This is a genomic window from Maribacter luteus (genome assembly GCF_009674825.1).
Taxonomy (GTDB): domain Bacteria; phylum Bacteroidota; class Bacteroidia; order Flavobacteriales; family Flavobacteriaceae; genus Maribacter_A; species Maribacter_A luteus.
Genome location: NZ_WKJH01000008.1, coordinates 108,215 through 121,610 on the forward strand (window position 1 = coordinate 108,215; position 13,396 = coordinate 121,610).

Below are 13,396 nucleotides of genomic sequence, written 5' to 3' on the forward strand. Positions count from 1 at the left end.
CAATACTGCCGAAAATTAGCTAATTCGCCCACTGTTGAAACAGAGGTCTTGACCGCTGCAAAAGCTTTTTTTTTTTAGTGTACATTGTTTAAAATAAAATAGTATATGCGACTAATTCTTATGATCTGTCTTTGTTGTTTCAGTTGTAAAAACGGAACAACGGTAAAAAACAACGTACAGGACCAAACCCCGGAAAAAAAGGTTAGGCAGGTGCATGATACGATTGGTTTTACAAAATATAATTGGCAGTTAGATACCATTTATAACCGTTTAGGTATTAAGGATGCTAAAAATAATTTGCAATGGAAAGCGGCCATATGTCCACATGACGACTACAAATACGCGGGACGTTTGTATTACGAATCGCTAAGGGGAATTAATGCCAACACGATTATTTTAGTGGGTGTAGCGCATCGCGCTAGAAACTTTAGTCTCCAGGACAAAATCATTTTCGGGGATTTTACCCATTGGGAATCGCCCTATGGAGATGTAAAAGTATCCGATCTAAACGCTGAAATTATCGAGCGACTTCCAAAATCTTCATACCTGGTTCATAACGATATGCAAGCGTTGGAACATTCTTTAGAAGCCATTGTGCCCTTTTTACATCGAAAAAACAAAAACCTGGAAATTATCCCGATCCTTGTGCCTTATATAAATTATGAAACGATCGATCGTATAAGTAATGATCTCTCTAGTGTTATATCAAAAATGTTAAAAGAAAAGAATCTTGAATACGGAAAAGATGTCGCAGTTGTAATTTCCAACGATGCGGTGCATTATGGTAATGAAGCGTGGAGTGGGGATTTAGCACCTTTTGGGGTTGATGATGAAGGCACTAAAAAAGCAAGAGCTTTGGATAAGGAGATTATTGAGAAGTGTTTGGTAAACGAAATCAGTAATGAAAAAGTAAAAAACTTTACGGAATATACAGTGCAAACCAATGATTATAAAGAATATAAATGGGTATGGTGTGGTCGTTATTCCGTGCCTTTTGGATTGGGTTTAGCAAATAAATTAAATCTGGCATTACATAATAAACCGTTAACAGGAACTTTTTTAGATTACGAAACAAGTATAGATCATGATCTTATAAAAGTGGAAGATCTAGGTATGGGAACTACGGCCATTGCAACTCAAAAACATTGGGTAGCATATGCGAGTATAAAATATGAATAGATATGTAATTCTTCATGGTCCTCTGCTACTGCCAGTCTGTGACTAGTAGCCATTTTTTAAGTTTAACATATAGGATAAGAAACAATAAAAAGCGGTAGCCTATAATTTGTATGTACTGCTAAATAATTTGTCGCGAAGCTTCGGGAAGTTTTTAAGAATGAGTAAATTTAAACTGTTACCGATAATACATAAAGCAAACAAGGCAATCCCCTTATAAACCAGTCCTTTTTATATGAATTATAAGATTTTGGCCGATTCCCCAGCCTTATACGAATTCGCAGATGATAAAACGCGTCAATCAGTTTTTGATGCCCTGATTCTTAAGGGTAAAACGACAAATTATCATTTTGATGATATACTCTATATCCAGGGGCAAAAAAATAAACAAGATTTAAACATTAAAGAAACCCCGGTTTTAACGGTAGGGGGCAAGCTGTTTATTTCCCAAAGCGTTAAAACCATCTTTGAAAAATATAAAGTAGGTGGGGAATACGCCCGCTCTGCGAAGTCTGTGACTTCGTAGCAACTAAACCGATGGCAACAAACTGGAAAAAATTAATTGAAGTATTAAAAAAACTTGACGTAAAATGGAGTTTAATGAAACTATAGACGTATTAAAACTAGCAATCGCATGGGCAAAAGCCGAAGTATTCTCAACACGCTTCTTTATTTTCTTTGCGATTGGTTTTTTAATCGCAAGTGTTGGATTTCGGCAATTAGGAAAAACAAATTTGGCAAAAGCTTATATTATTCCAACTTTAATAGTAGGTATATTACTATTGATAATTGGCATCGGTACCAACTATGCCAATATTCAAAGAGTCAAACAATTTGAAAAGGATTTTAATACCGATGAAACTGCCTTTTATAAGTCCGAAATTGAACGCTCTGAAAGCACTATAAAGCAATTTACAGTTGTATTTAAATTAGTTCCAATATTAATTATCATAGCTGCATTATTAATTCTATGTATTAATACACCTACCTGGAGAGCAATTAGTATTACAAGCATTTCAATGTTGATTGTCATTTTGTTGATTGACGGAAATGCACACTCAAGAATTGAGAACTACCACAAAGATTTGAAATTATTGAACTTAAAAAATGAAATAAAAAAATAACTCGCTCTGCGAAGTCGGTGACTTCGTGGCGACCAAACCGTTGTGCAACATATGGATAAACCTATGAAATACATAGTATTACTCGGAATTCTGATTTCTTTTTCAGGAACTAACCTTGCAGCCCAATCGACCAAAGACAGTCTTAAACCAAAAATGAAAATGGTCAAAGAAGTCATATATAGTGTTGAGAATGGAATACTGAAAAATAGAGATGATCTTTTCGGATCTAAACTTACAGCGTACATTATTTATGATAAAAATGAAGAACCAATAGAATATGTTCAGTACAAAACCGATGGTTCTATTTACGAAAAAACAACCTACGAAAGGAATGAAAAAGGAGATGCGCAAAAAGGTATGGAGAAAAACGCATCGGGCGAAATCATAAGCTATTGGATATACAAGTGTGATTCCAACGAAAATCTGATCGAAGTTAAAACCTACGATGCGGAAAACAATCTGACCGAAATACAATCCAATAAAAACGATGAAAATGGAAATATTATTGAGATACAATTAAAAAGTCCTGAAAGCGAAAAGGGTTGGAGATATGTATACAAATACAATTCCGATAATAAAAAAATAGAGGAATTAAGATATACACCGGATGGTAGTTTAAAAGATAGGAGAATGTACTTGTATGATAAGAATGGAAATGAGAATACGGTTATCAAATACTACCCTGACGGCGATTCTGTAAAAAAAGTTTGCGAATATGATACCTGGAATAATTTGATCATTGAAAGTTTGTTCGATAATCACGGTAAAGTTAGTCGCCAAACCTCATTTGAATATGTGTATGACCATTATGGCAATTGGATCACAAAAATAAGAAGTGCCGATGGAGAATTGAATATGGTTTACGAAAGGCAAATAGAATATTTTGAATAAAAAATAGGTAGCACAACAAAGAACTGGGCTACAAAGCCAAAAAATGCCCCCTTCATCCATGTCAATAATCCAAAAAATAATATGAGTCCAGCTCTTTTTTATTGATACGGTCAAATACAAAAACTACTTTTTCGCCATTAGTAGAAGATCTAGGTATGGGAACTACGGCCATTGCAACTCAAAAACATTGGGTAGCATATGCGAGTATAAAATATGAATAGATATGTAATTCTTGATGGTCCTCTGCTACTGCCAGTCTGTGACTAGTGGCCATTTTTATAGCATAAGAAACAATAAAAAGCGGTAGCCTATAATTTGTCTGTACTGCTAAATAATTTGTCGCGAAGCTTCGGGAAGTTTTTAAGAATGAGTACTTTTAAACTGTTACCGATAATACATAAAGCAAACAAGGCAATCCGCCTATAAACCAGTCCTTTTTATATGAATTATAAGATATTGGCCGATTCCCCAGCCTTATACGAATTCGCAGATGATAAAACGCGTCAATCTGTTTTTGATGCCCTGATTCTTAAGGGTAAAACGACAAATTATCATTTTGATGATATACTCTATATCCAGGGGCAAAAAAATAAACAGGATTTAAACATTAAAGAAACCCCGGTTTTAATGGTAGGAGGCAAGCTGTTTATTTCCCAAAGCGTTAAAACCATTTTTGAAAAATATAAAGTAAGTGGGGAATACTTTGATGCACGGGTAAAAGTCAATGGTGACGCTTATGATGAAGATTACTATTTGTTCAATCCACTGATCGGGGTTGATTGTTTAGATTACGAGAACTCCATCTATCATAAAGCGTATGATGATTGGAGTAAGCTTTATAATATTTCTAAAATCTCACCCCTGAAAATTGATGAAAGTAAAATACCGGATAGTCCATCGTTATTTTTTTTGGGACAGTTTCCGAATAAAGAAAACGAAAATCGATTTTTAGAAAGTATCATCCTTATTAGGCATGATTTGGCCACTGAATTGCTAAAATCCAAAGTATTGGGAATCAATATTTTCGAGGTTGAAAACTATGACCGCACTTGGAAATGGAAATGATCACGCTTTGAACTATAATCTAAAGCTGGGGGTACACTAATTACAATTCTATTTAAGTTTAAAATATAGATTAAGAAACAAACGCAACCAAGCATGAATTACCCGATAGGCAAACATTGAATGAAAATTATTCCATCAGAAAAAATTGAATTGAGAACGGAACTTTCCAAACAGGAAGTCAGAACAATATTGAACTAAAACATTAGACCTAAAAGAGGTATTGCTTTTTCATTCGATAAACCAAAAGAAACCAAACTTTTTGAAGGGAAGTTCGAACAGGACAGGTTTGAAATACAGCGGATAATAAAAGGGAGGAATTCATTTCTTCATCAAATTAAAGGAAGCATTCGATCGGACCTAAATGGAACTAAATTAAACGCGAATTTAAAAATTAACGCATTTGTGATTGTTTTCATGATCTTTTGGTTTGGATTTGTTTTTCTGGGGTTTCTCGCTACAATTGTGGGCGTTTCAGTCCAAGAAGCTAATCCAATAGTAATAATCGCTCTTTTGATTATGATGGCATTCGGGATTGGATTAGTGAGGTTCGGGTTCCATAACGAAAAGGAAAAATCTATAAATGATTTAAAACGAATATTGAAGGCGAGGATAAGGAAATGATCGTTTACCAATAACACGTAAAACAAATAAGGCTTAAAACGCTACATTTAAGTTCTTGTACAACAAATGAAGGAATTTAAACTATTTTTAGAATCATTGGTCCCTTTTACAGAAAGTGAGATGCAAGTTCTTTTGTCATTATTTTCTGAAATTCAACTCAAAAAGAAGGACTATTTTGCCCAAGAAGGGGAGTTTTCATCAAAATTGGCTTTTGTTTCAAGCGGCGTGTTACGGGCTTTTTTCCGTAATAAAACGGGCAATGAATATAATAAGACTTTCTTTACCCCTTCAAACTTTGTAGCGGCGTATTCCTCTATCACCACAAAGCAGAAAAATTTAATCAATATTCAATGTCTAACGGACTGTACGCTGTTGGTTGCAGATTTTAGACAACTCACTTCACTATATAAAGCGTATCCAAAATTTGAAAGTCTTGCCCGGGTTATGGCAGAATACAAATTTTCGATAAAGGAGAAACGCGAAATAGAACTTGTAACGCTCGAAGCAACGGAGCGCTACGAAATCTTCAAGAAAGAACACCCGAATCTGGAAAACCTGATCAGTCAATACCATATAGCTTCATATTTGGGCATCACCCCAACCCAATTAAGCCGAATAAGGCGCCAAAACAGTAAGAGCTAATTTCCTTTACATATGTAAATGTGTACGTGCTTAAGGTGCGTTTACTTTGTTGTGTAGTTCTAACACTAAAAAACAAGGAAATGCAGAATAAAGAAAATACGTTCATAAATCCGACAGGTTTGTTCAATCCCTTAAAAAATGGGTTTTCCCATATAGTCAAAATCCCAAAAGGTAAGGACCTTTACTTTTTTTCGGGTCAATGGGCTTCCGATGATAAGGGCCAATTGGTATCCCAGGATTTTGGGGAGCAGGTTCGTAAAACGGTTTCCAATGTTAAAACAGCCATGGAAGCGGCAGGTATTACTATAATTGATGTAGTAAAACAAACCGTCTATATAGCGGATTTTACATTGGAAAAAAAGAACATTTTAATTGAAGTGGCTTCCAAGGAATGGGAAACGGAAAATTTTCCTGCAAGCACTATTGTCCCGGTTTCCATATTGGCTACAGCAAAAGACTGTCTAATAGAAATTGAGCTTATTGCCGCCAAATAGAATATAAAATGGACAAATTGAAATTTATAATTACCGTAATCATGCTTACAAATCTTTCCCTTTCGGCACAAAGCAACAAAATACTGTTCGTAATGAGTGCAGAAGATACCATACCTTTAAACAATGGGCAAAAACTGCGACAAACGGGCGTTTTCCTAAACGAGTTTTACCTTGCCTATAAATCGGTGACCGAAGCTGGGTATACGGTGGATTTTGCTACACCAAATGGGATGGTTGCCACGATAGATGAGGAAAGTACAAACGATACCTACTGGAAAAACAACCTGGAGATTAAAAATAAGGCTTTAAAATTCACTCAATCGGATAGTTCTTTCAACAGTCCCATAACCCTTGAAGAAGCCATTAAGACGAAAACGGAGTACTTGGGACTGGTTATTCCGGGAGGTCAAGGTCTAATGGTAGATCTGGCCAAGGACAAACATATTCCTGTTTTGTTGAAATACTTTGCCAAAGCGCACAAACCTACAGGACTTATTTGCCATGCACCAAGTCTTATTTTAACCATTCCAAAGGCAGAGAACCCGTATATCGGATTCAAGGTCAACTCGGTATCACCAATTGAAGAATTCGTTATTGAGCGATTTATTATGAAGGGAAAACCGGAAAACAGGAAAATAGCGAAAGGACTAAGGAAAATGGGGTTAAAATATAGACGTGGATTACCAAAGTCGAACTTTGCCATAAAAGACAGGAATTTGGTAACCAGTCAAAATCCTTTTTCCGGGAGTGCATTCAATAAACATTATTTACAAGCGCTGACCGAATATTTGGAAAGGATGCCTGTCGGCAATTAAACCGAAAGCCCTCTGAGCAAAAACCATGGGTAAGAGGAAATAAACTATTAGCGGCTCCCGCTCTGCGAAGTCTGTGACTTCGTAGCAACTATACTTTTAGCGTACGATTTATTGTAAGTGTGGGAATAGGGTAGGGAATAGGTGTGAAAGTGTTAGTTACAACCGAACCATGACTTTTGAATCGCTAATGTATTGGAATTAGGGTGTGGTACAGGGAAAAACACAGTATGGTTGTTGAAAAAGGCCCAGCGGATCATTGGATTGGATTTTTCCCAAGAGATGCTGAACATAGCCAAAGAAAAAATAACGGTTTTCCTTACCAAAAGCCAAAAGCCAGAAGCCAGAAGCCAGAAGCCAAAAGCCAAAAGCCAGTAGCCAAAAGCCAATAGTTAAAAACCAAGGAACAAAACACGGTTAGAAAGCACCCAGATCAAAAGCTTGGGCGTATCTTTGGTGGGCGAAAAAGTAGCTGCAATCAATAAACGTATAACAGCATCAAACATATAAAATAAGCATCAAAGAATATGGATAGTACTACACAGAAAACACACGAACTGGCATCGGAAAAATTGATCGGTTCCGTGGTATCGATTGGGACGGATACCGCTACGGTTAAACTGACCATTACCGAAGAAATGATCGTTGATAGTTACCATCTTTCCCACGGTAGTTTTGTTTTCGGTCTGGCCGATTATGCCGCTATGTTGGCCGTAAACGAGCCGACCGTAGTTTTGGGAAAGGCCACTTCAAAGTTCTTGAAACCGGTAGTACTTCATGATGAGGTCACGGCTGTGGCCAAGATTACCGATAATTCCAACGGAAAGAAAGTAACCGTTTCCGTAGGGGTCGAAAACCAAAATAAAGTACAGGTCTTTGAAGGGGAGTTCGTTTGCTTTGTCCTTGAAAAACATATCTTGGCAAAATAAAGCAATCGGGTTATCCGATGTTCAAGGATAACCCGACTGCATAAAACCCCATTGCCCAAATCTTAAGATCTGGCAGAAACCTTCATATTACTTGTGCTAGGATGATGTAAAAAGAACCCCTTAGATTACTTGGTACCTGAATAAATGAATTTGCCCAAGGCATTTGACCGGTAAAAGTGTAAATGTCCCCTTCGTTATATCCCAAAAGTCATAATAATCAGCAAAAGTAGTATGGCGCCAAGAAATAAAGCGCCTGTAATAAACATTATTCTTCCATCCCGTTTTTTTCTATGCATCCTTAGAAATTGGAAAACGGGAAATCGGTGAATAACCTGAATAAAAATACGTATAAAACTATGGCGAACATGGCCATGGTAAACCATGTGAAAATCTTGAAATAATTTCTTAGTACGTAATTTTTGATACTTCTGAATTGGTCCGCATAAATCTCTTTAAAAAGTAAAACTGTTTTCATACTACATTTTGTTTGTTTGTTGTGGGTCAAAGATTGGACGGTAAACGGGCTTTGATAATATTTTTTCGGTAAAAGGGGGCAAAATAGCAGTGAAATGCAGATGTACGGATAAAACCTAGTGATTTACTAGGAAATTTAAAAGGGTCGAAACGGTTAAAAGGTAAATAATGTGGATGTACTGTAATGGCCTAAACAGAGACCAACAAATGATCATCCATCTTTTTGCCCTAACCCAGCAATGATCGAAGGCACGAAGGCTTTTCGTTCAGATATGAAAATGAAAAAAAATCCTCTTTCTTTTGAAAAAAAAGTATTGGGATGATAATTGTTGATGTCCACACTTTTCTAATAGCTTGGTTTGCTTTAATTTAGGGTTCGTTTGTGTATTTTAGTAGTGATTGGGAAAGGGAAAGTATCATGAAAAAAATGAAGATAACCGGTTATTACCGTAGAGGGGTAGGTCTACCTCAAAATGCCACAAAACCATAGGAAATAAATGAGAAGTGCTTTGGTCATATATGTGGGACTACACGGGATTGTCCATCTATTCGGATTTTTGAAAGCTTACGGCTTATCCGAATTCAATTCGATCGCACAACCTATTTCAAAGTATTTCGGGAGTTTATGGTTGCTCGCCTTTATACTTTTTTCGGCCACCCTTGTTTTATTGCTTTTACATAACCGGTTTTGGTGGTTAAGTGGTCTGTTGGCCGTACTGCTTTCACAATCATTGATCATCAATTATTGGACAGACGCCAAATTTGGAACACTGGCCAATATAATTATGCTACTGGCAGTGCTCATTGGGTATTCCGGTTACCGATTTACCAACAAAATACAGGACGAAAGAACAATTATCTTACAAAACTCCCGATCCGTAGAAGAACAGATCCTTACCCAAAAGGGGATTGCCGATTTGCCACCGATAATACAAAAATGGTTAACGAGTAGTGGGATTATCGGAAAACGCCCCATATCCCATGTGCATTTAACACAAGAATTACAATTGAAAATGAAACCTGGACAAGAGGAATGGTATAAGGGTACGGCCGAACAATATTTTACGGTGGACCCACCGGCATTCCATTGGGATATCAATACGAAAATGAATCCGTTTCTAAGTGTTGTAGGCAGGGACAAGTTTGAAAACGGTAAGGGTGAAATGATGATTAAACTGCTTTCGTTGCTTCCGGTTGCGAATGCCGAGAACGACCCGAAGGTAAACCAAGCTACGTTACAGCGGTTTTTGGCCGAGATCATTTGGTTTCCTTCCGCAGCTATGAGTCCATATATACAATGGGAAACATTAAGTGAGGTTTCTGCCAAAGCTACGATGGACTATAAGGGAACCATAGGTTCTGGTGAATTCTATTTTGATTCGGAAGGAAATTTCAAAAAATTCGTTGCCATGCGTTATCAGGATGCAAAGGCTTCTGAGCCTACGGAATGGACGGTAATCGCCACAAAAATTGAAAAACGCAACGGGATCGATATTCCGGTGGAGTGTGAAGCTGCATGGAAATTGAATAGTGGCAAATGGACCTGGCTAAAAGTGAAGATCAAGGATATAACCTATGATTAGGGAAATATCCATGAGAACGTTTGGATGGGTAAAGGATTTTTAATGTCAATATAGGCACCCACAGAGGATGTTTTTTGATGTTGATTTGATCGTATTTCCCACATAAAAACCATCACCCAATTAGCTTATCTTTGTACATCTAAACAAGAAGATGTCCCTAACACTGCTTTCATCCCCTTTACAGGGTTTTACCGATTTCAGGTTTCGCAATGCCTTCCATCGTTACTTTGGTGGTATAGATACCTTTTATGCACCCTATATTCGATTAAATGGGAAGCTAAAGATAAAGCAGTCCTACCAGAACGATCTTTCACCGGAAAACAATACCACCTTGGAAGTGATTCCGCAGGTGATGACGAATGATCCCGATGAGTTTATGTTCGTTGTTAAGTACGTACAAAGTCTGGGGTATAAAGAGCTGAACTGGAACTTAGGCTGCCCTTATCCCATGGTCACCAAATCGGGTATGGGCTCTGGCTTAATTTGCAATCCCACAAGAATCAACGAGATCTTGCATAAGGCCCATAATGAATCGGATATCGTGGTTTCCATGAAAATGAGGATGGGGTACGAAAACGCGGAGGAAATCCTGCATACTTTTCCGATCTTAGATCAATATCCACTAAAGAACATTGCCATACATGCGAGAATCGGTAAGCAACTTTACAAAGGACCGGTAGATTTGGATGCTTTTGAAAAATGTATCGACAGCACCAAACACAAATTATATTATAATGGCGATATTACCAGTGTTGCCGCGTTTAAGGCCGTAAAGGAACGTTTTACGACCATTGATCATTTTATGATCGGTCGTGGTTTGATCGCAGATCCTTTTTTACCAAGTATGATCAAAAACGATACCACGGAATACCCTAAAGACCGATGGGACATTTTTGCGGAATTCCATGATACCATTTACCAACAATACGATGAGTACCTGTCAGGGCCCACACCTATAAAAATGAAGATGTTGGGATTTTGGGAGTATTTTTCACAAACTACATCAAATCCGCAAAAAACATACAAGGCCATTAAAAAGGCTTCGAACCCTTTTAAATATAGGCAAGCGGTAAACCAAATTATAAATACCGAAAAGAAAGTGAAAAACTCTTTTTAATAATCAAAGGTCATGTTTTATAGTCCATTTACTTATCCTAACTTCGTTTCGGCCAAACAAAATCAGTTTATAGCAATACAGGAAGGTTTATGAGAATAAAGATTGATGGATTCATACTATCCGTTATCGCGGTAATTGGCTTGGCCTATCTTTTCCCACAGTGGGGTACCCAGGAAAGTAAGATTCCCATCGACACCATAAGTGCTATTGGAATTTCATTGATATTCTTTTTTTACGGACTTAAATTGAGTCCGGCTAAACTGAAGGCCGGAGTAAAAAATTGGAGGCTGCACCTTCTTGTACAAGCATCTACATTCTTGATATTCCCATTATTGGTCTTGGTATTTCGGCCATTAGTTCAAAATGAGGAACAGGAGATCATCTGGTTGGCGTTTTTTTTCTTGGCTGCATTACCATCTACCGTATCGTCATCAGTGGTCATGGTGTCCATCGCAAAGGGCAATATACCTGCGGCCATTTTCAATGCCAGTATCTCCGGAATCATAGGGGTTGTCCTGACCCCTTTATGGATGGGGCTATTCGTACATAATGCCCAAACGGATTTCGATTTTACCGATATCTACATAAAACTCATTGTGCAAATAATTTTACCCGTCATCGTCGGAGTGGTTTTACAACGTTTTTTCGGGCAATTGGCACAAAAATATACCAAGCAATTGACCTTGTTCGATAAATCGGTGATCTTGTTGATCATTTATAAAAGCTTTGCCCGGTCGTTCGATGGGGACATCTTCAGTTCGGTTTCCTTGATCGATTTGTTGTTGCTCCTTATTTCCGTTTTGGTGTTGTTCGCTATCCTGTTCTTTCTGACCGGATTCTTGGCCAAGAAAATGAAATTCAATATCGGGGATCAGATAACCGCCCAGTTTTGCGGTACTAAAAAATCATTGGTTCACGGAACCGTATTCTCTAAAATCATATTTGGTAACATCCCTACGATTGGTATTATCCTTTTACCTCTTATGTTGTTCCATGCCATACAGTTATTGATCATCAGTATGGTAGCCTCGAAAAGGGGGTTGGAAGATAGGGAAACATAGCCTTTTCCCAAACTTGTTGGGGGCATTGATCTAGATGGGTTTATAGGTGCTTGCGGCATTGCTATATAGAATGAAAATTCCACTGCCAATACATTGTTAATAATCGGCTGTTCATTTGACCAAAACAACAAACATTCCTTAACTTTATATCGTATTTGAACATAAGGTGCGATATTGATTTTTAGCATTTTTAAAAAGGGAATATGAGTAGTAAAACCGAATTAAAAACCTATCGATTTGCGTCATCATCCTATCATATCCTTCCAGGAACTTCGGATTACCATTGTGTAAAACACGATGTGCGTTTAAAACATAATTACCCCTTTCATATCGAGGTCGGAACCATTAAGGACAATGTTCATATTAAGGATATCAGTGTTGAAGAAAACAGGAATTTCGAATATCAGGTCGTACAACCGTTAGGTAGTGAAAATACCAAAAAAGTGACTTTCCTTTTCCACGGTTTCAATGAGAAGGACTGGTCAAAATATATGCCTTGGGCCAAAGCCATATGTGAAGGTACGGGCAGTAGTGTGGTTTTATTCCCAATAGCCTTTCATATGCAGCGGGCCCCTAAATATTGGAGCAGTAAGCGGGCCATGTTCAAATTGAGCGAGGAAAGGAAAAATAGATACCCGAACGTAGTGCAATCGACTTTATCGAACGTTGCCATTAGCATGCGGGTACATGCCATGCCACAGCGATTCATATGGTCCGGATTACAGACGTACTATGATGTGATCCAGCTGATCGAAGAATGCAAAGCAGGACGGCATCCGTATATCCGTGAGGATTTTGAGTTTGATATTTTCGCATATTCCATCGGTGGTTTTCTTTCCCAAATTCTCAAATTGACCAATTACAAGGGATATTTCTCCAATACAAAGGTTTGTTTATTCTGTAGCGGTTTCACATTTAACCGCCTATCCCCGGTATCAAAATTCATTCTTGATAGCGAAGCCAATGTTGCCTTGTATTCATTTTTGGTAGAGCATTTTGATAAGTTCCTGCAAAAAGACGATTTACTACATCATTATATCCAGGAAGACCATATAGAAGGTGAGGTATTGCTTTCCATGCTCAATTATCAAAAGGGTAGGACCTTAAGGGAAGGACTCTTGCGAAAATATGAAAAGGATATATATGCAATAACGCTTCAAAAAGATACGGTTGTACCTTCTTTTGAAGTGATCAATACCCTCCAAGGGGCGTATCGTGATATTGACATAAAAGTTGATGAGGTAGATTTTGACAGGGCGTATACCCATGAAAATCCTTTTCCTTCAAATACTGGAAACAACGAACAGATCATGGCCGATTTTACCCGAGTTTTTACCAAGGTTTGCACTTTTTATAATAATTAGGCTTCTGTTCATCCGGTATTGGAACAGCCTTAAAATAATCGGT

General features: G+C 37.6%; 15 protein-coding genes. 14 read left to right on the top strand and 1 reads right to left on the bottom strand.

The window, feature by feature from the left end:
• Positions 1-105 precede the first annotated feature (105 nt).
• From amrB to GJ691_RS10970, 10 genes are all read left to right on the top strand, one after another.
• Complete coding sequence (gene amrB / locus GJ691_RS10925) at positions 106-1,179, top strand: AmmeMemoRadiSam system protein B (RefSeq protein WP_154366802.1); 1,074 nt, start codon at positions 106-108, stop codon at positions 1,177-1,179.
• Between the two features lie 232 nt (positions 1,180-1,411).
• On the top strand, positions 1,412-1,702 hold the full coding sequence (locus tag GJ691_RS10930; RefSeq protein WP_154366804.1) for a hypothetical protein: 291 nt from the start codon (positions 1,412-1,414) through the stop codon (positions 1,700-1,702).
• Between the two features lie 64 nt (positions 1,703-1,766).
• Entirely contained in the window at positions 1,767-2,300 is a 534-nt protein-coding gene (locus GJ691_RS10935; RefSeq protein ID WP_154366806.1) for a hypothetical protein, read from the top strand.
• Between the two features lie 63 nt (positions 2,301-2,363).
• A complete protein-coding gene (locus GJ691_RS10940) occupies positions 2,364-3,191 on the top strand; it encodes a hypothetical protein (protein ID WP_154366807.1) in 828 nt (275 codons plus the stop codon).
• A 441-nt stretch (positions 3,192-3,632) separates the two neighbouring features.
• A complete protein-coding gene (locus tag GJ691_RS10945) occupies positions 3,633-4,256 on the top strand; it encodes an imm11 family protein (protein ID WP_154366810.1) in 624 nt (207 codons plus the stop codon).
• Positions 4,257-4,943: 687 nt separating this feature from the next.
• A complete protein-coding gene (locus GJ691_RS10950) occupies positions 4,944-5,519 on the top strand; it encodes a Crp/Fnr family transcriptional regulator (protein WP_154366812.1) in 576 nt (191 codons plus the stop codon).
• A gap of 80 nt (positions 5,520-5,599) precedes the next feature.
• Entirely contained in the window at positions 5,600-6,013 is a 414-nt protein-coding gene (locus GJ691_RS10955) for a RidA family protein (RefSeq protein ID WP_154366813.1), read from the top strand.
• Between the two features lie 8 nt (positions 6,014-6,021).
• Complete coding sequence (locus GJ691_RS10960; protein ID WP_154366815.1) at positions 6,022-6,828, top strand: DJ-1/PfpI family protein; 807 nt, start codon at positions 6,022-6,024, stop codon at positions 6,826-6,828.
• Between the two features lie 192 nt (positions 6,829-7,020).
• Entirely contained in the window at positions 7,021-7,203 is a 183-nt protein-coding gene (locus GJ691_RS19715; protein ID WP_246200161.1) for a methyltransferase domain-containing protein, read from the top strand.
• A gap of 149 nt (positions 7,204-7,352) precedes the next feature.
• Positions 7,353-7,754 carry a thioesterase gene (locus GJ691_RS10970; RefSeq protein ID WP_154366817.1) on the top strand — a complete coding sequence of 134 codons (402 nt, stop codon included), beginning with the start codon at positions 7,353-7,355 and terminating at the stop codon, positions 7,752-7,754.
• 298 nt (positions 7,755-8,052) lie between these two features.
• On the opposite strand, the gene GJ691_RS19545 is transcribed toward GJ691_RS10970, so the two are convergent.
• A complete protein-coding gene (locus GJ691_RS19545; RefSeq protein WP_179955100.1) occupies positions 8,053-8,229 on the bottom strand; it encodes a DUF6747 family protein in 177 nt (58 codons plus the stop codon).
• Positions 8,230-8,725: 496 nt separating this feature from the next.
• On the opposite strand from GJ691_RS19545, the gene GJ691_RS10975 reads away from it, so the two are divergent.
• The 4 genes from GJ691_RS10975 (at position 8,726) to GJ691_RS10990 (ending at position 13,353) form a co-directional block, all read left to right on the top strand.
• Positions 8,726-9,811, top strand: coding sequence for a DUF6920 family protein (locus tag GJ691_RS10975; protein ID WP_154366819.1), 1,086 nt, complete (start codon positions 8,726-8,728; stop codon positions 9,809-9,811).
• A 151-nt stretch (positions 9,812-9,962) separates the two neighbouring features.
• Entirely contained in the window at positions 9,963-10,928 is a 966-nt protein-coding gene (locus GJ691_RS10980) for a tRNA dihydrouridine synthase (RefSeq protein WP_154366821.1), read from the top strand.
• A gap of 89 nt (positions 10,929-11,017) precedes the next feature.
• Positions 11,018-11,989 carry a bile acid:sodium symporter family protein gene (locus GJ691_RS10985; protein WP_154366824.1) on the top strand — a complete coding sequence of 324 codons (972 nt, stop codon included), beginning with the start codon at positions 11,018-11,020 and terminating at the stop codon, positions 11,987-11,989.
• Between the two features lie 203 nt (positions 11,990-12,192).
• Positions 12,193-13,353 carry a DUF6051 family protein gene (locus tag GJ691_RS10990; protein ID WP_154366825.1) on the top strand — a complete coding sequence of 387 codons (1,161 nt, stop codon included), beginning with the start codon at positions 12,193-12,195 and terminating at the stop codon, positions 13,351-13,353.
• The last annotated feature ends 43 nt before the right edge of the window (positions 13,354-13,396 follow it).